Origin of the sequence: Pelomonas sp. Root1237 (genome assembly GCF_001425055.1) — a bacterium.
GTDB lineage: Bacteria > Pseudomonadota > Gammaproteobacteria > Burkholderiales > Burkholderiaceae_C > Pelomonas.
The window spans coordinates 100,612-126,636 of record NZ_LMDK01000004.1 but is presented as its reverse complement, the minus strand read 5'-3'; the positions used below and the strand labels follow the sequence as shown (position 1 = coordinate 126,636).

Annotated in this window: 25 protein-coding genes and 1 riboswitch; of the genes, 15 read left to right on the top strand and 10 right to left on the bottom strand. The window is 68.8% G+C overall.

Annotated features, from left to right (window positions below):
• Positions 1–3 precede the first annotated feature (3 nt).
• The 3 genes from ASC91_RS06070 to ASC91_RS06060 all read right to left on the bottom strand — a co-directional run bounded on the left by ASC91_RS06070 (position 4) and on the right by ASC91_RS06060 (position 7,844).
• A complete protein-coding gene (locus ASC91_RS06070; protein ID WP_056193786.1) occupies positions 4–3,111 on the bottom strand; it encodes a multidrug efflux RND transporter permease subunit in 3,108 nt (1,035 codons plus the stop codon).
• A complete protein-coding gene (locus ASC91_RS06065; RefSeq protein ID WP_056193783.1) occupies positions 3,108–6,227 on the bottom strand; it encodes an MdtB/MuxB family multidrug efflux RND transporter permease subunit in 3,120 nt (1,039 codons plus the stop codon). The genes ASC91_RS06070 and ASC91_RS06065 overlap by 4 nt, the downstream gene beginning before the upstream one ends.
• A 162-nt stretch (positions 6,228–6,389) precedes the next feature.
• The gene (locus tag ASC91_RS06060; protein ID WP_056193779.1) at positions 6,390–7,844 is read right to left on the bottom strand and encodes an MdtA/MuxA family multidrug efflux RND transporter periplasmic adaptor subunit; all 1,455 of its coding nucleotides are present in this window, start codon (positions 7,842–7,844) and stop codon (positions 6,390–6,392) included.
• An 82-nt stretch (positions 7,845–7,926) separates the two neighbouring features.
• Here ASC91_RS06060 and pth point away from each other — a divergent pair, with 82 nt between their 5' ends.
• From pth to ASC91_RS05990, 14 genes are all read left to right on the top strand, one after another.
• Complete coding sequence (gene pth / locus ASC91_RS06055; protein WP_056193984.1) at positions 7,927–8,559, top strand: aminoacyl-tRNA hydrolase; 633 nt, start codon at positions 7,927–7,929, stop codon at positions 8,557–8,559.
• Entirely contained in the window at positions 8,556–8,966 is a 411-nt protein-coding gene (locus ASC91_RS06050) for a hypothetical protein (protein ID WP_056193776.1), read from the top strand. The genes pth and ASC91_RS06050 overlap by 4 nt, the downstream gene beginning before the upstream one ends.
• Positions 8,962–9,200: riboswitch (cobalamin riboswitch) on the top strand. (Overlaps the previous gene by 5 nt.)
• Positions 9,201–9,274: 74 nt before the next feature.
• Positions 9,275–11,155 (top strand): TonB-dependent receptor domain-containing protein, encoded by a 1,881-nt coding sequence (locus ASC91_RS06045; protein ID WP_056193773.1) that lies wholly within the window; start codon positions 9,275–9,277, stop codon positions 11,153–11,155.
• Between the two features lie 168 nt (positions 11,156–11,323).
• The gene (gene cobU / locus ASC91_RS06040; RefSeq protein WP_056193770.1) at positions 11,324–11,875 is read left to right on the top strand and encodes a bifunctional adenosylcobinamide kinase/adenosylcobinamide-phosphate guanylyltransferase; all 552 of its coding nucleotides are present in this window, start codon (positions 11,324–11,326) and stop codon (positions 11,873–11,875) included.
• On the top strand, positions 11,868–12,722 hold the full coding sequence (locus tag ASC91_RS06035; RefSeq protein ID WP_056193767.1) for an ABC transporter substrate-binding protein: 855 nt from the start codon (positions 11,868–11,870) through the stop codon (positions 12,720–12,722). Before cobU ends, ASC91_RS06035 begins: the two co-directional genes overlap by 8 nt.
• The gene (locus tag ASC91_RS06030) at positions 12,722–13,702 is read left to right on the top strand and encodes an iron ABC transporter permease (protein ID WP_056193766.1); all 981 of its coding nucleotides are present in this window, start codon (positions 12,722–12,724) and stop codon (positions 13,700–13,702) included. The genes ASC91_RS06035 and ASC91_RS06030 overlap by 1 nt, the downstream gene beginning before the upstream one ends.
• Positions 13,699–14,457 carry an ABC transporter ATP-binding protein gene (locus tag ASC91_RS06025; protein ID WP_056193763.1) on the top strand — a complete coding sequence of 253 codons (759 nt, stop codon included), beginning with the start codon at positions 13,699–13,701 and terminating at the stop codon, positions 14,455–14,457. The genes ASC91_RS06030 and ASC91_RS06025 overlap by 4 nt, the downstream gene beginning before the upstream one ends.
• Entirely contained in the window at positions 14,454–15,743 is a 1,290-nt protein-coding gene (locus ASC91_RS06020; protein WP_056193759.1) for a cobyrinate a,c-diamide synthase, read from the top strand. Before ASC91_RS06025 ends, ASC91_RS06020 begins: the two co-directional genes overlap by 4 nt.
• 3 nt (positions 15,744–15,746) lie before the next feature.
• On the top strand, positions 15,747–16,316 hold the full coding sequence (gene cobO, locus ASC91_RS06015) for a cob(I)yrinic acid a,c-diamide adenosyltransferase (protein WP_056193756.1): 570 nt from the start codon (positions 15,747–15,749) through the stop codon (positions 16,314–16,316).
• Positions 16,313–16,651, top strand: a complete 339-nt coding sequence (locus tag ASC91_RS06010) for a DUF1636 domain-containing protein (RefSeq protein WP_056193753.1) — start codon at positions 16,313–16,315, stop codon at positions 16,649–16,651. Before cobO ends, ASC91_RS06010 begins: the two co-directional genes overlap by 4 nt.
• Positions 16,648–17,559 carry an adenosylcobinamide-phosphate synthase CbiB gene (gene cbiB / locus ASC91_RS06005; protein WP_056193750.1) on the top strand — a complete coding sequence of 304 codons (912 nt, stop codon included), beginning with the start codon at positions 16,648–16,650 and terminating at the stop codon, positions 17,557–17,559. The genes ASC91_RS06010 and cbiB overlap by 4 nt, the downstream gene beginning before the upstream one ends.
• Positions 17,556–18,530: a histidinol-phosphate transaminase gene (locus tag ASC91_RS06000; RefSeq protein WP_082532467.1), complete on the top strand. Its 975-nt coding sequence runs from the start codon at positions 17,556–17,558 to the stop codon at positions 18,528–18,530. The genes cbiB and ASC91_RS06000 overlap by 4 nt, the downstream gene beginning before the upstream one ends.
• 73 nt (positions 18,531–18,603) lie before the next feature.
• The gene (locus ASC91_RS05995) at positions 18,604–20,046 is read left to right on the top strand and encodes a cobyric acid synthase (protein ID WP_056193744.1); all 1,443 of its coding nucleotides are present in this window, start codon (positions 18,604–18,606) and stop codon (positions 20,044–20,046) included.
• Positions 20,047–20,057: 11 nt separating this feature from the next.
• The gene (locus tag ASC91_RS05990; protein WP_056193741.1) at positions 20,058–21,065 is read left to right on the top strand and encodes a S1/P1 nuclease; all 1,008 of its coding nucleotides are present in this window, start codon (positions 20,058–20,060) and stop codon (positions 21,063–21,065) included.
• On the opposite strand, the gene ASC91_RS05985 is transcribed toward ASC91_RS05990, so the two are convergent.
• The 4 genes from ASC91_RS05985 to hisF form a co-directional block, all read right to left on the bottom strand.
• On the bottom strand, positions 21,025–21,312 hold the full coding sequence (locus ASC91_RS05985; protein WP_056193738.1) for a YfhL family 4Fe-4S dicluster ferredoxin: 288 nt from the start codon (positions 21,310–21,312) through the stop codon (positions 21,025–21,027). The genes ASC91_RS05990 and ASC91_RS05985 overlap by 41 nt on opposite strands.
• 124 nt (positions 21,313–21,436) lie before the next feature.
• Positions 21,437–21,937: a pantetheine-phosphate adenylyltransferase gene (gene coaD, locus ASC91_RS05980; RefSeq protein ID WP_056193735.1), complete on the bottom strand. Its 501-nt coding sequence runs from the start codon at positions 21,935–21,937 to the stop codon at positions 21,437–21,439.
• The gene (gene rsmD, locus ASC91_RS05975; protein ID WP_056193732.1) at positions 21,934–22,482 is read right to left on the bottom strand and encodes a 16S rRNA (guanine(966)-N(2))-methyltransferase RsmD; all 549 of its coding nucleotides are present in this window, start codon (positions 22,480–22,482) and stop codon (positions 21,934–21,936) included. Before rsmD ends, coaD begins: the two co-directional genes overlap by 4 nt.
• The gene (hisF, locus tag ASC91_RS05970) at positions 22,483–23,244 is read right to left on the bottom strand and encodes an imidazole glycerol phosphate synthase subunit HisF (RefSeq protein WP_056193729.1); all 762 of its coding nucleotides are present in this window, start codon (positions 23,242–23,244) and stop codon (positions 22,483–22,485) included.
• A gap of 120 nt (positions 23,245–23,364) precedes the next feature.
• On the opposite strand from hisF, the gene ASC91_RS05965 reads away from it, so the two are divergent.
• Positions 23,365–23,970 carry a CHRD domain-containing protein gene (locus ASC91_RS05965; protein WP_235531862.1) on the top strand — a complete coding sequence of 202 codons (606 nt, stop codon included), beginning with the start codon at positions 23,365–23,367 and terminating at the stop codon, positions 23,968–23,970.
• A gap of 7 nt (positions 23,971–23,977) precedes the next feature.
• Here the strand turns inward: ASC91_RS05965 and hisA are convergent, their stop codons facing one another.
• The 3 genes from hisA to ASC91_RS05950 are packed head-to-tail and all read right to left on the bottom strand — an operon-like array spanning position 23,978 to position 26,022.
• Positions 23,978–24,727, bottom strand: a complete 750-nt coding sequence (gene hisA / locus ASC91_RS05960; RefSeq protein ID WP_056193723.1) for a 1-(5-phosphoribosyl)-5-[(5-phosphoribosylamino)methylideneamino]imidazole-4-carboxamide isomerase — start codon at positions 24,725–24,727, stop codon at positions 23,978–23,980.
• Positions 24,728–24,787: 60 nt separating this feature from the next.
• Complete coding sequence (gene hisH, locus ASC91_RS05955) at positions 24,788–25,435, bottom strand: imidazole glycerol phosphate synthase subunit HisH (protein ID WP_056193720.1); 648 nt, start codon at positions 25,433–25,435, stop codon at positions 24,788–24,790.
• A complete protein-coding gene (locus ASC91_RS05950; protein ID WP_157281203.1) occupies positions 25,432–26,022 on the bottom strand; it encodes a hypothetical protein in 591 nt (196 codons plus the stop codon). Before ASC91_RS05950 ends, hisH begins: the two co-directional genes overlap by 4 nt.
• Between the last annotated feature and the right edge of the window lie 3 nt (positions 26,023–26,025).

Genomic DNA, 26,025 nt, shown 5'->3' with positions numbered 1-26,025 from the left:
GGCTTAGGTCGCGGTCTGGATGACAGCTGCACGAGCAGGCGCGCGCTTCTTGCGGCTCAGCCTGTCCATGCAGCAGAACACGACGGGCGTGGTGTAGAGGGTCAGCAGCTGGCTCAGCAGCAGGCCGCCGACGATGGAGATGCCCAGCGGCACGCGCAGCTCGGCGCCCTCGCCATGGCCCAGGGCCAACGGCACGGCACCGAAGACGGCGGCCACCGTCGTCATCAGGATAGGGCGCAGCCGCAGCAGGGCCGCGCGGTAGATGGCGGCACCCGGCGACAGCCGGCTGCCGCGCTCATCGGCGGCATGCTGGGCCGAGATGGCGAAGTCCAGCATCATGATGGCGTTCTTCTTGACGATGCCGATCAGCAGGATGACGCCGATCAGCGCAATGATGGTGAAGTCGGTCTTGAAAGCCATCAGCGCCAGCAGCGCGCCGACGCCCGCCGAGGGCAGCGTCGACAGGATGGTGATCGGGTGGATGAGGCTCTCGTAGAGCATGCCCAGCACCAGGTAGATGGTCACGATGGCCGCGAGGATGAGCAGGGGCTGGGACTTGAGGGACGCCTGGAAGGCCTGGGCCGTGCCCTGGAAGCTGCCGCGCACCGACACCGGCGCGCCGCTGCCGGCCACGGCGTCATTGATGGCGACGACCGCATCCGACATCGACACGCCCTCGGCCAGGTTGAAGCTGATGGTGCTGGCCGGCGTGCCGCTCTGGTGGTTGACTGACAGCGGAGTGTTGGTCGTCTCGACGCGCGCCACCGCAGATAGCGGCACCTGCTGGCCCGCGCTGCTGGTCAGCATCAGCCGGTCCAGGGTCTGCGGGCTTTGCAGCCAGACGGGTGCCAGCTCCATGACGACGCGGTACTGGTTCAGCGGGTTGTAGATGACGCCGACCTGGCGCTGGCCGAAGGCGTTGTTCAGCGTGCTGTCGAAGGCGCCCATCGTGATGCCGAGCCGTGCCAGCGCGTCACGGTCGACGACGAGGGACGTCTGCGTGCCCTTGTCTTGCTGGTCGGTGTTGACGTCGGTGATCTCCGGCACCTCGGTCAGCGCGCGGCGGATGCGCGGCTCCCAGGTGCGCAGGTCTTCCAGGCTGTCCGACTGCAGCGTGTACTGCAGCGAGGCATTGGCCTGACGGCCGCCGATGCGGATGTCCTGCACGGGCGCCATGAAGAGATTGGCGCCGGGCACCTTGGCCAGCTTGCCGCGCAGCCGGTTGATGACGGCGTCGATGCTCTCCTCACGCTCGGCCTGGGGCTTCAGGCTGATGAACATGTTGGCGCTGTTGCGCTGGCCGCCGCCGGTGAAACCGGTGACGTTGGCCACGGCAGGGTCGGCGCGCACGATGTCATGGAAGGTGCGCAGCTTGAGCTGCATGGATTGGAAGGAGGAGGCCTGGTCGGCCTGTACGCCGCCAGTCATCAGGCCGGTGTCCTGCTGCGGGAAGAAGCCCTTGGGGATGGTCATGTAGAGATGCACGTTCAGCGCGACGACGCCGGCCAGCACCAGCAGCGCGACGGGCTGGTGGCGCAGCGTCCAGCGCAGACTGCGGCGGTAGCCGCGCATCAATGCGCGTTGCAGGCGTCCGAGAAATTGGCCGACGCGGCCGGCCTTCTTCGCCTCGCCATGGGGCTTGAGCAAGGTCGCGGCCATCATGGGCGTGGTGGTCAGCGACACGACCATGGACACCAGGATGGCCACCGACAGCACGACGGCGAACTCGCGGAACAGCCGCCCGACGATGCCACCCATGGCCAGGATGGGGATGAAGACGGCAATCAGGCTCAGCGAGATGGAAACGACGGTGAAGCCGATCTCGCGCGCGCCTTTCAGCGCCGCCTCGCGGGGCGGCACGCCGCGCTCGATGTGGCGCGAGATGTTCTCGAGCACGACGATGGCGTCGTCGACGACGAAGCCCGTCGCCACCGTCATCGCCATCAGCGACAGGTTGTCGATGCTGTAGCCCAGCAGATACATGAAGCCGCAGGTGCCGGCCAGCGACACCGGCACGGCCACCGCCGGCAGCAGGGCGGCACGGAAGCGCCGCAGGAAGATGAAGACGACGACGATGACCAGGCCGAAAGAGATGGCCAGCGTGCGCTGCACCTCCTTGATGCTGCCGCGGATGGTGGACGTGCGGTCCATGACGACGTCGACATTGATGGCCGGCGAGATGGAGGCGCGCAACTGCGGCAGCAGAGCCCGCACGGTGTCCACCGTCTTGATGATGTTGGCGCTGGGTGCCTTGTTCAGGATCAGCAGCACGGCCGAGCGGCCATTGGCCAGGCCGTCGTTGCGCAGGTCCTGCACGCTGTCCTCGATGGAGGCCACGTCGCGCAGCTGCACGGCGGCGCCGTTCTTGTAGCTCAGCACCAGGGGTGCGTAGTCGCTGGCGAGGCGGGCCTGGTCGTTGGCGATGATCTGCCAGGTGCGGTCGCCGCTCTCCAGTTGCCCCTTGGGCCGGTTGGCATTGGTGGCGACAACGGCCGCCCTGACCTGATCCAGCGAGATGCCCTGGGCGGACAGCTTGTTCGGGTCCAGCTCGATGCGCACGGCCGGCAGCGCGCCGCCGCCCACGCTGACCTGGCCGACGCCATCGACCTGCGACAGCCGCTGCGCCAGCACGGTGGAGGCGGCGTCGTACATCTGGCCGCGCGTCAGCGTGTCCGACGTCAGCGCGACGATCATGATGGGCGCGTCGGCCGGGTTGACCTTGCGGTAGCTCGGGTTGCTCGGCATGCCCGTGGGCAGCAGCGCGCGCGAGGCGTTGATGCCGGCCTGCACGTCGCGGGCGGCGCTGTCGATGTCGCGGCTGAGGTCGAACTGCAGCGTGACGCGGCTGCTGCCCAGCGACGATGACGAGGTGATCTCGGTGACGCCGGCGATGCTGCCGAGCGTCCGCTCCAGCGGCGTGGCCACGGTGGCGGCCATCGTGTCGGGGCTGGCACCGGGCAGGGAGGCGCTGACCGAGATGGTCGGGAACTCGACCTGGGGCAGCGGCGCAATCGGCAGCAGCAGATAGGCGATGGCGCCCGCCAGCGCCAGGCCGCAAGTGATCAGCGCCGTGCCGATGGGGCGCTCGATGAAGACGCGCGACAGGTTCACGCCACGGCCTCCTTCGCCTGGCCGCGGCGCTTGAGGCGCGCGGCCACCGATGCGAAGCCCAGGTAAATGACCGGCGTCGTGAACAGCGTCAGCAGCTGGCTGACGATGAGGCCGCCGACCATGACGACGCCCAGCGGGTGGCGCAGCTCGCTGCCCACGCCGGTGCCGAGCATCAGCGGCAGCGCGCCCAGCAGGGCCGCCATCGTCGTCATCAGGATGGGCCGGAAACGCAGCAGGCAGGCCTCGAAGATGGCGTCGCGCGGCGTCTTGCCATGATCGCGTTCGGCCTCCAAGGCGAAGTCGATCATCATGATCGCGTTCTTCTTGACGATACCGATCAAGAGCACGATGCCGATGATGGCGATGATGTCCAGGTCCAGGCGGAAGGCCAGCAGGGCCAGCAGCGCGCCCAGGCCGGCGGAGGGCAGCGTCGACAGGATGGTCAGCGGGTGGATGGTGCTCTCGTAGAGCACGCCCAGCACGATGTACATCGTCACGATGGCCGCGAGGATGAGCAGCAGCGTGCTCGTGAGGGACGCCTGGAAGGCCAGGGCCGCGCCCTCGAATCGCGTCTCGACGCTGAGCGGCAGCTGCAACGCATCGACCTCGGCGCGCACAGCCTTGACCGCTTCGCCGAGCGAGGCGCCGGGCGCGAGGTTGAAGGACAGGGTCGACGACGGAAACTGCGCCACATGGTTGACAGCCAGCGGCGCCAGCTTCTCGCTGAAGCGCGCCACCGAGCTGAGCGGCACCTGCACGCCGCCCGCGCCGGGCACATAGAGACGCTTCAGGCCGTCCAGCCCCTGGCGATACTCGGGCGCCACTTCCAGCACGACGCGGTATTGGTTGCTCTGCGTGAAGATGGTCGAGATCAACCGCTGGCCGAAGGCGCTGTACAGCGCACTGTCGATGGCCGCGACGCTGACGCCCAGCCGGCCGGCCGCGTCGCGGTCGATGTCGACATAGGCTTGGAGGCCCTTTTCCTGCTGGTCGCTGGCCACATCGACGATCTGCTTCAGGCCACGCAGCCGCTCCAGCACGGCCGTCGTCGAACGGCTCAACTCGGCGGAGTCCGGCGAAGACAGCGTGAACTGGTACTGCGTCTTGGCGATGCGGTCCTCGATGGTCAGGTCCTGCACGGGCTGCAGATACAGCGCAATGCCGGGCTCCTCGGCGGCCGCGTCCGCAATGCGTCGCGCCACCTCGGCGGCGCTGGCGCCGCGGCCCTCCTTGGCCTTGAGCGAAATCTGCAGCCGGCCCTGGTTCAGCGTCGTGTTGCCACCGTCCACGCCGATGAAGGACGACACGCTCTCCACCGCCGGGTCCTTCAGCACGCGTTCGGCCAGGCGCTGCTGGTGCTCGGCCATGGCGCCAAAGGAGGTGGACTGCGCCGCCTCGGTGATGCCCTGCAGCTGGCCCGTGTCCTGCACCGGGAAGAAGCCCTTGGGCACCAGCAGATAGAGCACGCCGGTCAGGCCCAGCGTGGCGATGAAGACGACCAGCGTCGCCGCCGAGCGGTCCAGCACCCAGTTCAACATGCGGCCATAGCCGGCAATGATGTCGTCGAAGGCCTTGCCCACGCGGCGCCACAGCCAGCCGTGGTCTTCGTCGTGCTCGTGCTTGAGCAGGCGCGCGCACATCATGGGCGTCAACGTCAGCGACACGAAGGCCGAGATCAGGATGGACACGGCCAGCGTGATGGCGAACTCGTGGAAGAGGCGGCCGACCACGTCGCCCATGAAGAGCAGCGGGATCAGCACGGCGATCAGCGAGACCGTCAGCGAGATGATGGTGAAGCCGATCTGCTTGGAGCCAGTCAGGGCTGCGTCGTATGGGCTGACGGCTTCACCGCCCTCCTCCATGTGCCGCGCAATGTTCTCAATCATGACGATGGCGTCGTCCACCACGAAGCCCGTGGAGATCACCAACGCCATCAGCGTCAGGTTGTTGATCGAGAACCCCGCCATGTACATGACGCCGAAGGTGCCCACCAGAGACACCGGCACGGCGACGGCCGGGATGATGGTGGCCGGCAGGCTGCGCAGGAAGACGAAGATGACGCCGATGACCAACACGATGGCAAACAGCAGCTCATGCTGCACATCGGTCACCGAGGCGCGGATGGTGGTGGTGCGGTCGCTGAGCAGTTGCACGTCCAGCGATGCCGGCAGGCTGGCCTGCAGCTGGGGCAGCACGGCGCGCACGCGGTCCACGGTCTCGATGACGTTGGCGCCGGGCTGGCGCTGCACGTTCAGGATGACGGCCGACACGCTGGATTTGCTGGCCTGGCCGGCCCAGGCGGCCAGGCGCAGGTTCTCGGCGTCATCCACCAGCTGGGCCACATCCTTGAGCCGCACCGCATTGCCGTTCTTGTAGGCGATGACGAGGTTGGCGTATTCAGACGCGCTGCGCAGCTGGTCGTTGGCGTCCAGCGTCGAGGCCCGCAGCGGGCCGTCGAAGCTGCCCTTGGACTGGTTGACGTTGGCGCCCGAGATCGCCGTGCGCACATCGTCGATGGACAGGCCGAGGGACGCCAGCGCGCCCGGGTTGGCCCGGATGCGCACGGCCGGCCGCCGGCCGCCCGCGATGCCCACAAGGCCCACGCCCGGCACTTGGGAGATCTTCTGCGCCAGCCGGCTCTCGACGAGATCGTGCACGCGCGTGATGGGCAGGGTCGCGGAACTGATGGCGATGGTCAGCACCGGCGCATCGGCCGGGTTGACCTTGCTGTAGACCGGCGGCATCGGCAGGTCGCTGGGCAGCAGGTTGCTGCCGGCATTGATGGCCGCCTGCACCTCCTGCTCGGCCACGTCCAGGGCCAGGCTGAGCTCGAAGCGCAGCGTGATGACCGAGGCCCCGCCCGAGCTGGTGGACGACATCTGCGCCAGGCCCGGCATCTGGCCGAACTGGCGCTCCAGCGGGGCGGTGACCGAGGACGTCATCACGTCCGGGCTGGCGCCGGGGTAGAGCGTCGTGACCTGGATGGTCGGGTAGTCGACCTCGGGCAGGGCCGACACCGGCAGCAGCCGGTAGGCCAGGGCGCCGGCCAGCACGATGGCCAGCATCAGCAGCGAGGTCGCGACCGGCCGCGCGATGAAAAGGCGTGACGGGTTCATCGGAAGCTGTGAATGGACTCCGCGCGGCCGAGCAGGCCGTCGCGGCGTCGCCAATCAAGGCGCAAAGCACAGCCGTAGCAGGGACTACGGCGAGCATTTGCAACGCCGAGTGGCGGCGTTGCGGCGGGATGAGCGGGCGTGCGGGGTGCGTTCACAGCTTCCTCACTGGGAAGGAGCCGAGGCGCGGTGCTGCTGGATCCAGGTGCGGCGGTCCTCCGGGCTCATGGCCTTGAGCTTCTCGACCATCTCGGGCGGCACGCGGTCTGCCCAGCGCGGGCGCTCGCCGTCAGCGGCACTGGCGCTGGTGCTGGCCGCAGTTGCATTGCCACCCGCGCCACTGGCTGCGCTGGCTGCACCGGCGCCAGCACCACGCCCACGACCGCGGCCACCCGGGCCGGAAGCCCCAGCGGCCGGCACCTTGATGACCTCGGCCTTGCCGCCATCACGCAGGCGGTCGGCGCCGTCGGTGACAACCTGGTCGCCCTCCTTCAGATCGCCCTGCACGGCAGTGAAATCGCCGTCGGTGGCCAGGGTCTGCACCTTGCGCAGCGCCACCTGGCCGTCGGCCACGACGTAGATGTAGATGCCCTGGGAGCCACGTTGCACGGCCGCCGTCGGCACGACGAGGACGCCCTTCAGCGTGTCCAGCTGCAGGCGCACATTGACGAACTGGTTGGGGAAGAGACCGCCGTCCTTGTTGTCGAACAGGGCCTTGACCTTGATGGTGCCGGTGGTCGCGTCGATGGCGTTGTCGGTGCTGGCAACGCGGCCTTCGGCCAGCTTGGTGCGGCGCTCGCGGTCCCAGGCCTGCACAGGCAAGGCCTGCTTGTCGCCCAGCTGCTGGCGGATGCGAGGCAGGCGCGCGTCCGGCACGGCGAAGACGACTGCGGCCGGCTGGATCTGGGCGATGGTCAGCAGCCCGTTGGCGTCGCCGGGCGTGATGTTGTTGCCGAGGTCGGCCTGCTTCAGGCCCGCCTGGCCGGCGATGGGCGCGGTGACGCGGGTGTAGGACAGCTGCAGCTTGGCGTTGTCCACCGCCGCCTGGTCCGACAGCAGGGTAGCTTCCAACTGGCGCACGAGGGCCTGCTGGGTGTCGAGCTGCTGGCGCGGCGCAGCCTCCTTGGCGACGAGGTCCTTGTAGCGGGCAAGGTCGGCGCGGGCGTTCTCCAGCTGGGCCTGGTCGCGCGCCAGCGTGCCCTGGGCCTGGTCGCGGGCGATCTCGTAGGGCTTGGGATCGATGAGGGCGAGCACCTGGCCGGCTTTCACCGGCTGGCCCTCGTGGAAATAGATAGCCTTCAGCTCGCCGCTGACCTTGGCGTGCACCACAGCGGTGTTGGCCGAGGCGATGCTGCCGATGGCGTCGACGACGACGGCCATGTCGCGCTTCTGCACCGCGGCCACCGTGACCGGCTGCGGCCCGCTGCGGCCAAAGCGCCCGCCCGCGGGCCGGCCCGACCCGCCGGCACCAGATGCGGCCGATGCCGCGCCGGCCGGCCCGTCAGCGGCGCCTTCGCCGCCCCTGCCCTTCCACCACCACGCCGCGCCCGCAATGACGATGACGACGGCTACCGCGACCCAGATCCAGGTTTTGCTGCCCTTGGATTCCTTGTTCTGCATTCGGTCCACTCCTGGTTGCAGCCAAGTTTCCCGGCCGAATGTAGCTGCAGCATTGCTGGGTCTCAAAGCTACGATCATGGTCATGATCAAGCTGATGGTGGGCCTGGGCAATCCAGGTGCCGAGTACGAAGACACGCGCCACAACGCCGGTTTCTGGTGGATTGACGGCCTGGCCCGGGGCCTCAAGGTGAGCCTGGCGCCCGACAAGGCCTATCACGGCCTGGTGGCCCGCGTGAACCAGGCGCCGGGCGCCAGCGGCCCGATCTGGCTGCTGGAGCCCATGACCTATATGAACCTGTCCGGCAAGTCGGTCGCGGCGCTGGCGCGCTTCTTCAAGATCGCGCCGGAAGAGATCCTGGCCATCCACGACGAGCTGGACCTGTCGCCCGGCGAGATGAAGTTCAAGAAGGGCGGCGGCGACGGCGGCCACAACGGCCTGAAGGACATGCGGGCTCAGCTTGGCAGCGGGGACTTCTGGCGGCTGCGGCTGGGCATCGGCCACCCGGGCCACAAGGATGAGGTGGCCGGCTATGTGCTGCGCAAGCCGCCGCTGGCCGAGCGCCAGGCGGTGGAGGACTGCATCGAGAAGAGCTACGGCGCAGTCGAGCTGATGCTGCGCGGCGACATGGACAAGGCGCTGGCCAAAATTCACGCCAAACCGCCGCGGCCCAAGCCGCCCAAACCCCAGCCGCCAGTAGACACTCCGGCCTCATGAAGCCTCTGCTGCTGATTCTGGCCCTCGCACTCGCACTGCCTGTTCTGGCGCAGACCCAGACGCGCCGCGCCCAGGTCTACCGCTGCGGCCTCGACGGTCGCGACCTGCGCGACTCGCCCTGCCCCGGTGGCAGCGCGGCCAGCAGCGTCGACTACGACCAGCCCAGCGCCGCCGACAGCAAGGCGGCGCGCGACCGCCACTTCGCGGACTCCCGGCAGGCTGCGGTCCTGGCCCAGTCTCGCCGCGCCAGCGAAGCTGAAGCCCGCCACCTGCGCGCTCAGGCAGTCGGCTTGCAGGCGCCGCCACCGCCCGCCCAGGCTGCCAGCGCCCCACAAGTCACCCATCTGAAGCCGCCGAAGACGGCCAAACCGCACAAGCCCTCCACCGCTGCCAGCGACCATCGATAGAATCCGCGCCGTTGGTGCTCGCGCCCGCCTTCACGGCGGCTGCAGTTCAACGGGAATCAGGAGGACGAGCGGTCACGCCGCAGATCTAACCTGAGCTGTCCCCGCAACGGTAAGTGGACGAGGCCTTGGCGCCTCACTGTTCGACCACATAGCCACTGGTGCGTGCACCGGGAAGGCGTCGAGCAGAACTCAAGTCCATCAGCCCGGATACCGGCCAACGACGGGGCCGCTGAGCGACAAGCCAGCGGCCGTTTTTCAGCCTTGCTGCGGGGGTCAGCGCGGCTGGGTGTTCGTTCGCGTCTCCTCTCATGTCCCATTCCCTCCTCGCGGCCCGTCGGTCGCTGCTCGCCCTGGCCGTGCTGGCCCTGGCTTCGTCCGCCCACGCCCAGAACAAGCTCGACACCGTCGTCACCACCGCCGCGCGCACGCCCCAGCGCCTGTCGGAAGTGCTGGCCGACCTGACCGTCATCACCCGCGCCGACATCGAGCGCCAGGCCGCCGCCAGCGTGGCCGACCTGCTGCGCAACAACGGCTGTGCCGAGCTGGTCCGCAACGGCGGTGCGGCGTCCACGACCAGCCTCTTCCTGCGCGGCGCCGATACGCGCCACACGCTGGTCCTCGTCGACGGCGTGCGCATGGACTCGCAGTCCACCGGCGGCGCCAGCTGGCAGGGCATCCCGGTTTCGCAGGTCGAGCGCGTGGAAGTGCTGAAGGGACCGGCCAGCGCCATCTATGGCTCTGACGCCGTCGGCGGCGTCGTGCAGATCTTCACCCGTAAAGCAGGAGGGAATGGCGGCGGCAAGATCAGCGCCGATTTCGGCGTGGGCCTGGGCACCCAGGGCACGATGAAGGCCGACGGCGGCCTGTTCGGCAGCCAAGGCATCATCGACTTCGCCTTCACCGGCGCCATCGAGGAGAGCGACGGCTTCAACTCGACGATCGACGTGCCCGGCTCCTTCAGCTACATCCCTGACCGGGACGGCTGGCGCAAGTACCAGGGCACGGCTCGCATCGGCGCCCAACTGGCCGAGGGCCATCGCGCCGAAATCATCGTCATCAAGAACCACGCGAACGCGCAATACGATTCCTCCAAGTCCCGGCCCCTCGTGGATGACCACAGCGTGCAGGACACCGACGCCACCCGTCTGGCCTGGACGGCGCAATGGGCGCCGGCCGTGCAGACGCAGCTCAGCTATGGCGAATCGCGCGACCGTTACCAGACCGACCCCTCGCCCTATCTGACCATCACCAAGGTCAAGAACCTGGCGCTGACCGGCTCCTATGTGCTGGGCCAGGGCCAGCAGATCAACTTCCAGGGCGAGCGCATCGAGGACAAGCTGGAGAACAGCGGCCTGGTGACCGCCGGTGTCGGCAAGCGCCACCGCAATGCCGTCGGCGCGGGTTACCTGCTCAATGCCGGCGCCTTCAGCCTGCAAACCCACGCCCGCCACGACAACGACAGCCAGTTCGGCAGTGTCGACACCGGCACCCTGCTGGCCGGCTATGAGGTCGTGACCGGCCTGCGCGTCGTCGGCTCGGTCGGCAATGCCTTTCGCGCACCGACCCTCTACCAGCAGGGCACGGTCTACGGGCCAGACCTCAGCAAGCCTGGCGTCAAGCCGCTCGAAGCCGAGCGCGGCCGCAATGTCGAATTCGGCCTGAAGTACGGCGTTGGCGACACCGAGCTCACGGCCACGGCCTACCGCAACCGCGTCAGCAACCTCATCATCTTCGGCGCCGCCGGCAGCTGCCAGAGCGCCTTCGGCTGCTATCAGAACGTGGCGGCGGCCCGCCTGCGCGGCGTGACCCTGGCTGGCAATACCAAGGCCGGCAGCGTGAACCTGCGCGCCACCATGGACTTCCAGAAGCCCACCGACGCCAGCACCGGGCTGCTGCTGGCTCGCCGCGCCAAGCGCCTGGCCACGGTCGGCGCCGACACCGAGCTGGGCGACTGGGTGCTGGGCAGCAGCGTGCAGGCCTCCGGCGCGCGCTGGGACAACGCCGCCAACACGCGCAAGCTGGGCGGCTATGGCCTGGTCAACTTCAACGCGCAGTACAAGATCCGCAAGGATCTGAAGCTGCAGCTGAACCTGGACAACGCCTTCGACCGCGAGACGTCGACGGCCTATGGCTATGCGTCGGCACCGCGCACGGCGCTGATCAGCCTGCGCTGGAGCCCAAGCTTGTGAGCCCCTCGCCCAAACTCGCGTCGCTGAACGCGAGCGAGTCTGGTCGGTCCCCCAAGGGGACGGCGATGCTTGCCGGATCGACCGGCAAGCACATCGCCCAAGGCGGGCCGGCTTGGGAGCGGCCCGGCGCTCAGCCCGCAAACTCCGGGTACCTGACAAACACATGAAGTGAACAACGCTCACGAACTCATCGTCGGCGGCCAGCGCAGCGGCAAGTCGCGCCGGGCCGAGAAGCTGGCTCTGGGCTGGCCCGGCCGCGTGGTGGTCATCGCCACCGCGCTGGCGGCCGACGACGAGATGCGTGAGCGCATCGCCCATCACCGTGCCTCACGGCCGGCAGGTTTCGAGACTGTCGAAGCCCCGCTGGTCCTGAGCGCGGCCCTGCAACAGGTCGACGACGCCAACACCCTGGTCGTTGTCGATTGCCTGACGCTGTGGCTGGTGAACTGGCTGATGCCGATGAGCGGCGCGCCCGATGCGGCCGGCTGGCAGGCCGAGCGCACCGCGCTGCTGGATCTGCTGCCACGCTTGAAGTCGCCCGTCGTCTTCGTCTCCAACGAGGTCGGCTGGGGCGTGTCGCCGCTGGGTCGAGAGGTGCGCGACTACATCGACGAGCTTGGCCGCCTGAACCAGGACGTCGCGCGCCTGTGCGGCCGATTGACACTGATGGTCGCTGGCCAGGCCTGGACACGACCCGTCGAGGATTCGAACCATGCGTAGATTGCTTGCCCTGCTGCTGTTGGCCATTGCGCTGCCGGTTGCTGCCATCGACATCAAGGACGACCTCGGCCAGGTGACGCAGATCAGCACGCCGCCGCAGCGCATCGTCAGCCTGCTGCCTTCGCTGACCGAGACCGTCTGCGAACTCGGTGCCTGCGCCCGGCTGGTCGGCGTCGACCGCTATTCCAACTTCCCCGCCTCAGTGAACGCCCTGCCCAAGGTCGGCGGCATGGAAGACACCAATGTCGAGCTGATCGCGTCGCTCAAGCCCGATGTCGTGCTGGTGGCCGTGTCCTCGCGCGTGGCCGAGCGGCTGCGCGCCTTGGGCCTCAAGGTCGTCGTTCTGGAGCCGCGCAGCTACAAGGACGTTCAGCGCGTGCTGAACATCATCGGCCAGGTGCTCGGCGTGCCTGATGCCCAGCGCGTCTGGCGCCATATCGAGGCCGGCGTCGCCGCGGCGGCCAGCAGCGTGCCAGCGTCGGCGCGGGGCGTGCGCGTCTACTTTGAGGTCGCCCCCGGCATCTGGGCCGCCGGCGAGTCCTCCTTCATGGGCGAGACGCTGACCAAGCTCGGCGCCGGCAACATCATCCCGGCGTCGCTCGGCCCCTTCCCCAAGATCAACCCGGAGTTCGTCGTCAAGGCCAACCCGGCCTTGATCATGATCGGCCAGCGCGGCTCCGAAGGCCTGACCCAGCGCCCCGGCTGGGACCGCATCGACGCCGTCAAGCGCGGCCGCATCTGCATCTTCAAGCCCGAGGAGGGCGACATCCTCACCCGCCCGGGGCCGCGCATGGCCGAGGCGGCGCAGATCATGGCCCGCTGCCTGCGCGAGAAGGGCGCCTCGTGATGAACATCCGCCCCGGGCTGCTGCTGACGCTGCTGCTGCTCGTTGGTGCCGGCGGCGTGCTGGGGGGCGTGCTGGTCGGCAGCACCGGCTGGGCTGACCTCGGCGACGACAGCATGGGCATCATCCTGTGGGAGATCCGTCTGCCGCGCTCGTTGGGCGCCTGGTGGGCCGGCGCCCTGCTCGGCATGGCCGGTGCGATGTCGCAAGGCCTGTTCCGCAACCCGCTGGCCGATCCCTATCTGCTGGGCAGCGCCTCGGGCGCCGGCCTGGCGGTGGCCATCGCGCTGGCGCTGACCGGCATCTCGCCCCAGACCTCGTCGCTGCTGGCCCATGTCGGACTGACCGGCATCGCCTTCGTCGGCACGCTGGTTGGCGTGGGCCTGACGCTGATCCTGGCGCGCGGCGTCGAGCAGACGCTGCGCCTCTTGCTGGCCGGCGTCGTCGTCGGCGTCGTGCTGAATGCGCTCACGGGCCTGGCCACGCTGTGGGCGCCTGACATCCTGCGCGCCATGCAGGCCTTCCTGCTCGGCAACACCGGCCTGCTGGGCTGGAGCAGCGTCACGGTGATGACCGCCAGTGGCATCGCGGCCCTCGTCATCGGCCTGCTGGCCAGCCCGGCCCTGGATGCGCTGACGCTGGGCGAGGCCACCGCCGCGTCGCTGGGCGTGCGCATGGGCCTGATGCGGCTGCTGCTTATCCTGGCCTTTGCGCTGGCCACGGGTGCTGCCGTCGCGCAGACCGGCATCGTCGCCTTTGTCGGCCTCGTCGCACCCCACCTCGTGCGCAGCCTCTGCCCCATGCTTCACGGCCGGCTGATCCTGATGTCGGCCGCGGCCGGCGGCGCCCTGCTGCTGGTGGCCGATGTGATCGCGCGCGGGTTGATGCGACCGCAGGAGCTGCCCGTCGGTCTCGTCACCGCGCTGCTGGGCGGCGTCTATCTTCTTGTGCTGATGCATAGACGCGGAGCGCCCAAGCGATGAATGCCCTGCACGCCCGCATCGCCCGCGTCCGCATCGACGGCCGCGACCTGATCAGCGACATCGATCTTGCCTTGCCCCAGGGCCGTTGGACGGCCATCGTCGGCCCCAACGGCGCCGGCAAGTCGACGCTGCTGCGCGCCATCGCCGGCCTGCAGCGTTGTGAAGGCAATGTGCTGCTCGGCGGCAAGCCGCTCAATGACTGGCCGTCCCGCGAGCGCGCCCGCCAACTGGCCTGGATGGGCCAGCAGGAGACCGGCGCCGACGACCTGACGGCCCAGGACGTCGTGCAGCTCGGCCGCCTGCCGCACCGGCCGTGGCTGGCGCCGCCCACCGCGGCAGACCATGTCGCCGTGCAGACCGCGATGGAATCCACGCAGAGCTGGGCCTGGCGCGAGCGCCGGCTGGGGTCTCTGTCGGGCGGCGAGCGCCAGCGTGTGCTGCTGGCCCGGGCCCTCGCGGTGCAGGCGCCGCTGACCTTGATGGACGAGCCCCTGGCCCACCTCGACCCGCCCCATCAGGCCGAATGGATGGCCCTGGTGCGTGAGCGCGTCGCCGCCGGCCACAGCGTCGTCAGCGTTCTGCACGAGCTGCATCTCGCGCTGCAGGCCGACCATCTCGTGCTGATGGCCGATGGCCGCATCGTGCACACCGGCGCACCGGCTGATGCAGCCACGCATGCGGCGCTGAAACGCGTCTTCGGCCCCCGCCTGCACATCGCACAGATCGAGGGCCGCTGGGTCGCCCTGCCTTTATGACCTCTTGCGCCGCCCTCTTCATCAGCGCCCCGTCTTCGGGATCGGGCAAGACCTGCGTCACTGCGGCGATTGCGCGCAGCCATGCACGGCGCGGCAAGCGCGTGCGCGTCTTCAAGACCGGGCCGGACTTCCTCGACCCCAGCATCCTCGAGCGCGCCAGCGGCCGCCCGGTCTACCAGCTCGACCTCTTCATGGGCGGCTTCGCCCACTGCCAGGCCCTGCTGGCCGAGGCCGCGCGCGAGGCTGACCTCATCCTCGTCGAAGGCGTCATGGGCCTGTTCGACGGCAACCCGAGCAGCGCCGACCTGGCCGTCGCCTTCGGGCTGCCAGTCGTCTGCGTCATCGACGCTTCGGCCATGGCCCAGACCTTCGCAGCGCTGGCGACGGGACTGCAGCGCTTCAGGCCCGAGCTGCACCACTGCGGCGTCATCGCCAACCGCATCGGCAGCGCGGCGCATGGGCGCATGCTCAGCGAAGGCCTGCCGGACGACCTGCCGCTGATCGCCGCCCTGCCGCGCGAGCCCAAGCTCATCCTGCCTGAGCGCCATCTCGGCCTCGTGCAGGCACTGGAGCAGCCGAGGCTGGATACACAGCTCGATGCCTGGGCCGATGCCTGGGAAGCCGGGCTGCGGCCTGGCTTGGCCTTCAAGCCCCAGGCCTTTGAGGCGAACACTGAGCCGCCGCTGCCACCGCTGCTCCAGGGCCGCCGCATTGCCATCGCCCGCGACGCCGCCTTCGGTTTCATCTACGCAGCCAATGTCGACCTGCTCCGCGCCCTGGGCGCCGAACTGTCCTTCTTCTCGCCCATCCGCCATGAGGCCCTGCCGGTTTGCGATGCACTCTGGCTGCCCGGCGGCTACCCCGAGTTGCATGTCGAGGCGCTGGGTGCCCACCCCACGCTGGCCGCAGCCCTGGCCGGCCATGTCGCCGCAGGTAAACCGCTGCTCGCCGAATGCGGCGGCATGCTGGCGCTGCTGGACTCACTGACTGACGCGGCCGGTGATACTCACCGCATGGTCGGCGTCATGCCCGGCCGCGCCCATGTGCAGCACCGCCTCGCGGCTCTGGGACTGCAGGCCATCGCCTGGCCCGAAGGCCCGTTGCGCGGCCACAGCTATCACTACTCGACGCTGGAGACGCCGCTGGCGCCGATCATGCGGGCCAGCAACCCCAATGGCGGCAACACCGCCGAGGCCCTCTACCAGCAGGGCTCGCTGCGGGCGAGCTATGTGCACCACTACTTCCCGTCCAACCCGGAGGCCATAGCGGCTTTCTTCAGGGGCTGACCCATGGAAATCGAACAACCTCCCGTCGACCGCGAACGCGTCATCCCCAGCGGCGAGCGCCGTGGCCTGGTGATCGTCCACACCGGCGACGGCAAGGGCAAGAGCACCGCCGCCTTTGGCCTTGCACTGCGCGCGCATGGGCGCGGCAAACCGGTGCGCATCTACCAGTTCATGAAGGTGCCCAGCGCCCGCTTCGGCGAGCACCGCGTGTTCGAGCAACTGGGCGTGCCCATCGAGGGCCTGGGCGACGGCTTCTCGTGGAAGAGCAAGGACCTGGAGCACTCCGCCGAACTCGCCCGCGAGGGCTGGGGCCGCGCCGAATCGGTCATCCGTGCGGGCGACCATTTCCTCGTCGTGCTGGACGAGATCATGTACCCGCTGCGCTACGGCTGGCTGGCGCTGGAGACGGTGCTGGCCTGCCTGCGCGAGCGCCCGCCGCATGTGCACGTCGTGCTGACGGGGCGTGGCGCGCCGGCCGAACTGATCGAGCTGGCCGACACGGTCACCGAGATGGCGATGATCAAGCACCACTACAAGGCGGGCGTGCCGGCGCAGCGGGGGATCGAGGATTGAGCGCCCTCATCATCTGCACCACCTGCGCCGATGGCCAGGGCCAGGCTCTGCTGGAAGCCGTCGAAAACGAGGCGCTGGCACGCGACTGGTTGCTGCCCGTTCGGGGACAAGCCTGCATGGCTGCCTGCAAGCAGAGCTGCACGGCGGCCCTGCAAGGCCCTGGCAAGCACAGCTATCTGTTCGGGCAGCTCGCGCCCGACGCCGCCAGCGTCGACGCGCTGCTGTCGGTGGCCGCCCAACATTCGGAGCCGGGTGACGGCCTGCTGGCCTGGGACCGCCGGCCTGATCGACTCAAGGGCGGCCTGGTGGCCCGCCTGCCACCGCTGGGCTTATGAACCTGCTGCTGCCGCTGGCCATGATGGTGGCCCTGCTGGTGGATCGCCTGGGCGAGCCGCCGAGCTGGGCCCATCCCGTCGTCGGCATGGGGCGCTATCTTGGCCTGTTCAAGCTGACGAAGCTACCGCCAGCCGTCGGCTTCATCGCCGGCGCGCTGGCCTGGCTCGTCGGCGCCGCGATCGTCGCTTTCATCGCGCTGTGGCTGGAGGGCTGGGTGCTGCTCCTGCTGCAGCCTTGGCATTCACCGCTGCGCCTCGTCGGCGCCGCCTTGGCTGTCGGCCTGCTGCTCAAGCCACTGCTGGCTTGGCGCATGCTGGCCGAGGAGGCGCTGGCCGTGGAAGCTGCATTGAATGAATCGCTGGAAGCTGGACGCGCGCGGCTGTCGCGCCTGGTCAGCCGCGACACGTCGGCGCTGACCGAGACCGAGGTGCGCGAAGCCACCATCGAGACGCTGGCCGAAAACCTCAACGACTCGGTCATCGCGCCACTGTTCTGGTTCGCCATCCTCGGCCTGCCCGGGGCCGCGATCTACCGCTTTGCGAACACGGCCGATGCGATGTGGGGCTACCGCGACGCGCGCGAGTGGTGCGGCAAATGGGCGGCGCGGGCGGACGACCTGCTGTCATGGCTGCCGGCCCGGCTGACGGCGCTGGTACTGATGCCGCCCTCCTTCGCCCGGCTGCCGCGCGAAGCCCGGCGCACGCCCTCCCCCAACAGCGGCTGGCCCATGGCCGCGATGGCACTGCGGCTGGGCCGGCGGCTGTCCAAGCCCGGCGTCTATGCATTGAATGCCGAAGGGAGCCCCGTGCAGGCCGGCGATGTGCACGCTGCCCGCGCCGTCGCCCAGCAGGCCGTCTTTGCCGGTGCCGTGCTGCTTGCCGCGCTCGCCTGGGCGTTGAGGGCATGAACGCGCCTATGCTGCCCGAGCATGGGGGACCGGATGAGGGTCCGCCAGCAGCACACGACTTCTCGACCAATGCCAGCCCGCTGGGCCCGCCGCCGACGCTGATGAACGCCGTGCAAGCCGCCGACCGTCAGGCCTACCCCGACCCGAACTACCGCACGCTGCGCCGCCATCTCGGTGACGCGGACCTGGTCCTGCCCACGGCCGGTGGCGCAGAGGGCATTCGCCGGCTGACGCTGGCGGCGATGTTGACGGGTCGCCGCGAGGTCTGGGTGCCGCAACCCGGCTTTGGCGACTACGCCCTTGCCGCCCAGGCGTTGGGCCTGCCGGTGAAGCCCTATGCCGCACCCGCCGACATCCGACCGACGGCGCCGGCCCTGGTCTGGATCTGCGAGCCTTGCAACCCGACCGGCGCCAGCGTGCCGGTATGGCCGCAGCTCGATGCCCTGGTCGTGATCGACCGCGCCTACGAGCCGCTGCGCCTTCACGGCGACAGCCCTGCCCTGCCGCCCGGAGCCTGGCAGCTCATCTGCCCCAACAAGGCCCTGGGCCTGACCGGCGTACGCGCGGGCTATCTCATCGCGCCAGCCGCCGACCCGGTCTGGTCCCGTGCGTTGTCGCTGGCGCCGAGCTGGGTTCTGTCGGCCGAGGGCGTGGCCATGCTGATGCACTGGCACAGCGACGACACGCAAGCGTGGCTGGCCAAGGCCCGCAATCAGCTGCGTGAATGGACGGCACAGCAGCGCTCGATGCTGGCTCGCCTGGACTGGCTGCAGCGACCCAGTTGCACCCACTTCTGGCTGGCTCGCCCACCGCGATCTGACATCGCGACCCGGCTGCGCGAACGCAGCATCCGCGTGCGCGACGCAACCAGTTTCGGCCTGCCCGGTTGGGTGCGCGTGTCAGCCCAACCTCCCGCCTCGCAGCAGGCGCTGCAGCAGGCCCTGCTTGAAATCGAAAGCGAAGACTCATGAGTGCAGCGCCGGGCCGTCCCAAGCAAACTCGCTCCCGCTCGGCGGGACAGGCCGTAGGCCGAAGGGTGCATCAATGATCAGTAAAGCAGTGATGGTGCTCGGCACGACGAGCGGCGCGGGCAAGAGCTGGCTAGCGACCGCGCTGTGCCGCTGGTATGCCCGCCAGGGGCTCAAGGTCGCGCCCTTCAAGGCCCAGAACATGAGCAACAACGCGCGCGTCGTGCCCGGCTTGAACGGCCTGATGGGCGAAATCGGCTCGGCCCAGTACTTCCAGGCCCTGGCCGCCAACCGCGTGCCCGAGGTGCGCATGAATCCGGTGCTGCTCAAACCCGAGGCGGATACGCAGAGCCAGGTCGTCGTGCTGGGCGAAGTGGACCCGGCCATGGCCACGATACCCTGGCGCGAACGCAGCGCGCTGCTGAAGCCCCGCGCCCGCGCGGCCCTGCACGAGCTGATGCGGGAGAACGATGTCGTCGTCATCGAAGGCGCGGGCTCGCCGGCCGAGATCAACCTGGCGCCCAGCGACTACGTCAACCTCGGCACCGCTCGCGACGCCAACGCCGCCTGCCTGATCGTCACCGACATCGACCGCGGCGGCGCCTTCGCCCACCTGTACGGCACCCACCAGCTGATGCCCGATGACGTGCGCGCCCAGGTGCGTGGCTTCGTGCTGAACCGCTTCCGCGGCGACGCCGGCCTTCTGTCGCCCGGGCCCGAGCAGCTCGAGCACCTGACCGGCGTGCCCACCATCGCGACGCTGCCGATGTGGCGGGGCCACGGCCTGCCCGAGGAGGACGGCGTCTTCGATGAGACGACGACCGGCAGCGGCCTGCGCATCGCCGTCATCGCCTACCCGCGCATCTCCAACCTCGACGAATTCCAGCCGCTGCGCCAACTGCCCGGCGTGCGCCTGAGCTGGGCGCGCGAGCCCAAGGACCTGGCCGGCGTGGACTGGATCATCCTGCCCGGCTCCAAGTCCACCGCCGCCGACCTCGCCTGGCTGCGCGCGCAAAAGCTCGACGCAGCCATCAACAGCCACCGCGGCCGCGTGCTCGGCATCTGCGGCGGCCTGCAGATGCTGGGCGAGGCGCTGATCGACCCGCATGGCCTGGACGGCAATGCGCCGGGCCTGGGCCTGCTGCCGCTGGTGACCGTCTTCGAGCCCGAGAAGCTGCTGCGCAGCGCGGAGTTCAGCTTCTCCACGTCGCTGGACGGCGGCTGGCAGGCCCTGGCCGGTGTGCAGGCCAGTGGCTATGAGATCCGCCACGGCCGCACCCAGCCCCACGCTGGCCTGCCGCCGCCGCGCGTGGCGCTGCGCAATGCCGCCGGCGAGGCGGTGGGCTGGCAGGCCGGCCAGGTGCTGGGCGTCTACGCCCACGGCCTGTTCGAGCAGCCGACCGTGCTCAAGGCCCTGTTCGGCCAGGCTGGCCGGTCGCTGGATGCCGTCTTTGATGGGCTGGCAGACTTCATCGACCTGCACTTTCAACCGGGCAAGATTGCGGGCTTGATCGGCTGACGAATTTCCGCATGCGCCGCCTCCTTGCCACCGCCCTGCTCGCCCTGCCCCTGGCCGCCCACGCCTGGGGTTCTGACGGCCACCAGACCGTCGCGACCATCGCTGCCGGCCTCATCAAAGGGACCCCGGCTGAAGCCCGCGTCGCCGGGCTGCTGGGCGACATGCCGCTTTCGCTGGCCTCGATCTGGGCCGACTGCGTGAAGGGCATCGCGCCCAGCCAGGGCTATACCTATCCCGCGCCGGGCAAGTACCCCGCGTGCGCCGCGCTGGAGACGCCCGCACGCATCGCCGAGATGGCCGACTACGTGCGCCGCAACGACCGGCAGTGCCAGTTGGGTCTCGACGAGGACAGCTGCCACAAGCAGACCCACTACGCCGACATCGCCGTGCAGCGCGGCCGCTACCTACCGAAGGTGACCGGCACGCGCCCGGATGACGTCGTCGGCGCGCTGCGTGCGGCCATCCTGGTGCTGCAGGGCAAGCCCTCGCCCGGTCAGCCCAACTTCAAGAACCAACGCGAGGCCTTGCTGGTACTGGTGCATCTGGTGGGCGACATCCACCAGCCGCTGCACGTCGGCAGCGTCTATCTCGACGCCCAGGGGCAGCGTGTCGACCCCGACAAGCAGGGCTTCGATCGCGCCAGCTTCACCATCGGTGGCAACAGCTTGCTGCTCGATCCGGCCACGACGACGGGGTCGAAGAATTTCCATTCGTACTGGGACAACGTGCCTGAGGAATTCAGGCCCCAGCATGTCGATGCCGACTGGCTGGCCGAGGCGCGCCAGGTTCGTGCCGACCCAGGCACTGCGGTCGACTGGCCGCCCCACTGGGCCACGCAGTCACTGGAGCAAGCCGGACGCGTCTTCGACGGGTTGAAGTTCTCGGCCAGGCAGGGCTCGCAGTGGGACATCGAACTGCCCGGCGGCTACGGCGCCAGGGCAGACGCCATCAAGCGCCAGCAGCTGACGCGCGCAGGAGCTAGGCTGGCCCGGGTGCTGCAGGCAGCGTTCCCGCGGTAGCCGCGGCGGTGAGGCGTTGATACTTCTGCATCAAGGTCTCCCGGCTCTCGATATGGGCCGGGTTGATCGGGATGCATGCGACAGGGCAGAGCATCACGCACTGCGGCTCGTCGAAGTGGCCAACGCACTCGGTGCACTTGCTCGGCTCGATCTTGTAGAACTCCTCGCCCATCGAGATCGCGTTGTTCGGGCAGGCGGGCTCGCAGACGTCGCAGTTGATGCATTCGTCCGTGATCATCAACGCCATGGAACACCTCCATCGGCCTGGCGGACGAATACGGCAAGCGCCTGCATGCGCTCGCCGCGCGTGGCGGGGCAAGGCATGCCTTGCCGATTCCCGCCCCGCGTGTCCGTGATCATCAGCGCCATCGTCAGCCCCCCTTCCTGCAGCGCTCGTTCAGCCGCGCCAGTACCCCGGGCGACACAAACTCCGCCACCTCGCCACCCAGCGTCGCGATCTCGCGCACGAAGGTGCTGGATGTGTACTGGTGGTGCTCGCCGGGCGTCAGGAAGATGGTCTCGACCTCGGGCATGAGCTTGCGGTTCATGCCGGCCATCTGGAACTCGTATTCGAAGTCGCCACCGGTGCGCAGGCCACGCACGACGACACGGCCGGCGTGGGTGCGCACGAAGTCGCGCAGCAGACCGTCGAAGGCGATGACCTCGACATTGCCCAGCGGTGCCGCCACTTCCTGGGCCATCGCCAGCCGCTCGTCCAGGGAAAACATGGTCTTCTTGTGATGGCCGACCGCCACCGCCAGCACCAGGCGCTCGAACATCGCGGCCGAGCGGCGCATCAGGTCCTCGTGGCCCAGCGTGATCGGGTCGAAGGTGCCCGGGTAGATGGCCGTGATGGTGGTGCGGGTCGTCATGCGGCCGGATTGTCCTCGCGACGCAGCAATTGGTAGTGCACGACGCCGGCTCGGCCCTGGCGCCAGGTGGTGAATCCGGCCGGGGGAGCGATCTCGCCCGGGGATTCGACGTAGATCAGCCCGCCTTCGGCCAACAGCTGCATGGCAGCGGCCAGCGCGCGGTCGAACAGGTTGTCGGCGAACGGCGGGTCAAGAAAGATGAGGTCGAAGCGGTCCGGGCAAGCCAGCATCCAGTTCAGCGCATTGGCCCGGTGGATGATGAGGGCCGTGGCCTGCAGACGCTTCTGGCTGGCCCGCAACCCGTCTACCAAGGCCGCCTCGCGCTCGATCATCACCACCGCATCCGCCCCGCGTGACGCTGCCTCGAAACCCAAGGCCCCGCTGCCAGCAAACGCATCAAGCACCCGCCAACCGTCGAGCGTCTGCCCCAACCAGTTGAAGAGGGTTTCGCGAATGCGGTCCGACGTGGGGCGCAGCCCAGGCAGGTCAGGCACGGGCAGCTTGGAGCGTTTCCACTGGCCGCCGATGATGCGAACTTCACCCATCTACTGGCGGACCGGAATCCCGCGCGCCGCCATCAAGGCCTTGGCCTCGCCCACGGTGTGCTCGCCGAAGTGGAAGATGCTGGCGGCCAGAACGGCGTCGGCGCCGCCCTTCGTGATGCCATCGGCGAGGTCGTCCAGCGAGCCCACGCCGCCCGAGGCGATGACGGGCACGGGCACGGCGTCGGAAACGGCGCGGGTCAATTCGAGGTCGAAGCCGCTCTTGGTGCCGTCGCGATCCATGCTGGTCAGCAGGATCTCACCGGCGCCGAACTCGGCCATCTTGCGGGCCCAATCGACGGCGTCAAGGCCGACGTTCTTGCGGCCGCCGTGGGTGTAGACGTCCCAACCCGAACCGTCGGCGCGGCGCTTGGCGTCGATGGCGACAACGATGCACTGCGCACCGTATTTGTCGCTGGCGGCGCGGATCAGTTCAGGGTCGGCGACCGCCGCCGAGTTGAAGGACACCTTGTCGGCGCCGGCGTTCAGCAGCCGCCGCACGTCGGCCACCGCGCGCACGCCGCCGCCCACGGTCAGGGGAATGAACACCTTCGAGGCGACGGCCTCAATGATGTGCAGGATGAGGTCGCGGCCGTCGCTGGTGGCGGTGATGTCGAGGAAGGTCAGCTCGTCGGCGCCCTGCTCGTTGTAGCGCGCGGCGATATCCACCGGATCGCCCGCATCACGCAGGCCGACGAAGTTGACGCCCTTGACCACGCGGCCGGCGGTGACGTCGAGGCAGGGAATGATGCGTTTGGCAAGCATGACGGGGATACGGAAGCGAGGGCTGAATTATTCCCTCGATGGTTAGGGGCTTCGCGGCGGAACCGAACTGGCGCTCAATCCGTAGCTTCGCAAGTTCCACCACCACAACAGGAGATGACGATGAGACTGACCTCCCCCGCCCTGCTCGCCGCAACCCTCGCCCTGGGCGCCGCCGCTGCCTCGGCTCACCCGGTGACCTATATCGGCACGCTGAGCAACCTCGGTGAACCTGCCGCGGCGGCCGGATCGCTCGGCACGGGCACGGTCAGTGTGATCTTCGATGACGACACCTTCTCGATGAAGGTGAACGTGACCTTCAGCAATCTGACCGGCAGTGTCACGGCCAGCCATATCCACTGCTGCACGGCGGCGGCCGGGGGGGGCTCGGCGGGCGTCGCGACGCCGGTACCGAGCTTCCCGGCCTTTCCCTCGGGCGCGGGTGTCATGTCGGGCACTTATTCGATGACCTTCGACATGACGCAGACATCGAGCTGGAACCCTGCCTTCGTCACGGCCAATGGCGGCAATGTGTCGAGCGCCTTTGCCGCCTTCGCGACCGGCCTGGCCGACGGCAAGGCCTATCTGAACATCCACTCCACGCTGTCCACCGGCGGCGAGATCAGGACCTTCCTCGTGGCTGCACCGGTACCTGAGCCCGAGACTTACGCGCTGATGCTGGGCGGCCTGGGCGCGCTGGCCCTGCTGGCCCGCCGGCGCAGGCGCTGAGAGGCTCTCAGCCGGCCGCTGCGATGAGTTCGTCCGCCCGCACCTGGGCGGCCGTGAAGTCCAGCGCGCCGGTGTAGATGGAGCGGCCGCAGATGACGCCCTCGACGCCGTCGCCCATGACGGCGCACAGGCGCTCGATGTCGGCGATGTCCGAAAGGCCACCCGAGGCGATCACCGGGATGGTGAGCGCCTGGGCCAGCTTGACGGTGGCCTCGATGTTGATGCCGGTCAGCATGCCATCGCGGCCGATGTCGGTGTAGATGACGCCTTCGACGCCGTAATCCTGGAACTTCTGCGCCAGGTCGATGACCTCGTGGCCGGTCAGCTTGCTCCAGCCGTCGGTGGCAACCTTGCCGTCCTTGGCGTCCAGGCCCACGATGATGTGGCCGCCGAAGGCAGTGCAGGCGTCCCTCAGGAAGCCGGGGTTCTTGACCGCGGCGGTGCCGATGATGACGTAGCTCAGGCCATCGTCCAGGTAGCGCTCGATGGTGTCGAGGTCACGGATGCCGCCGCCGAGCTGGATGGGGATCTCGTCGCCGATCTCCTTGATGATGGCCTTGATGGCCGGCTCGTTGACCGGCTTGCCCGCGAAGGCGCCGTTCAGGTCCACCAGGTGCAGGCGCCGCGCGCCGGCATCGAGCCAGCGGCGCGCCATCGCAGCGGGGTCTTCGCCGAAGGTGGTGGAGTCGTTCATGTCGCCTTGCTTGAGGCGGACACAGCGACCGTCTTTCAGGTCGATGGCAGGGATCAGCAGCATGGCCGGGGGCTGAGGGGCTGGAGGGAAAGGAAGGCGGGAGACGAGAAAGTGCAGACCCGTTCAGGGCTTCCAGTGCAGGAAATTGCGGTAGAGGGCGAGGCCCAGCGCGGCACTTTTCTCGGGGTGGAATTGAGTCGCAAAAATATTATCCCGGGCCACCGCGCAGGTAAAGCGAGCACCGTAGTCGGTCTCGCCGGCGCTGTGTTCCGGCAACGCAGTCGTCGCGTAGAAACTGTGCACGAAGTAGAACCAGCTCTCGTCCGGGATGCCATCCCAAACAGCATGCGCCCGCGGTTGGTGCACGCGGTTCCAGCCCATCTGCGGCACCTTGAAGCGGCTGCCGTCTTCCTGCAGCCGGCCTTCCAGGCGGAAGCGCTGCACGCGGCCCGGGATCAGCCCCAGGCCGGGCGTGTCCTGCTCCTCGCTGTGATCCAGCAGCATCTGCATGCCAACGCACACGCCCAGCAGCGGCTTGGTGGCGGCGGCTTCAAGCACGGCTTCCTTGACACCCGAGTCGGCCAGCTCGCGCATGCAGTCGCGCATGGCACCCTGGCCGGGCAGCACAACACGCTCGGCGGCGCGCACTACTTCGGGGTCGCAAGTGATGGCCACCTCGAAACCCTGGCCCTCGGCGGCATGGATGACAGCTTGAGACACCGAGCGGAGGTTGCCCATGCCGTAGTCGACGACGGCAACGGTGCGGGTCATGGCTTCCCCCGGGACAGGTCGACCAGCGCATTGCCCAGTGCCGTCACGGCGGGCTCGGACACGGCTTTGTCGACGCCGGGGAAGGTGGTGCGAAGCTTCCAGATGGAGCCACCGCCACTCCACAGCTGCACATAGCTGCGCAAAACTTCCTTCTCGGGGCGGTCGATCGTGGCCCAGCCCACCAAGACCTCGGTTCGGCTCTGGCCGTGGTTCTCATATTGCGCGACGACGTCGCGCACCTTGGTGTCGGGGTAACGCTGCTGCCAGCCTTTGACGATGCCGCTCATCGCGGACTTGAACTCCTCCAGCAACCGGGGATCTCGCGCAACGTCCTCGACGCGACCCAATTGGGCCTGGTAGATGTAGACGTCGGCCCACATGCCGCTCGGATGCTTGTAGCGGATGCTGCAGCCGCCGCCGGGCATGGTGGCTTCGAAGCCATGGGTCATCATGCGCTCAAAGCCCGGGCCCAGCGTCTGGGGCATGTCCTCCTGGGTACCCGGCCGCGGGCAAGGCTGCCCTTCCTGCGCCATGGCCCCCACGGCAAACAGGCCGCTCAACGCCAGTGCCGCGAGGCTGCGGAGCAAGGC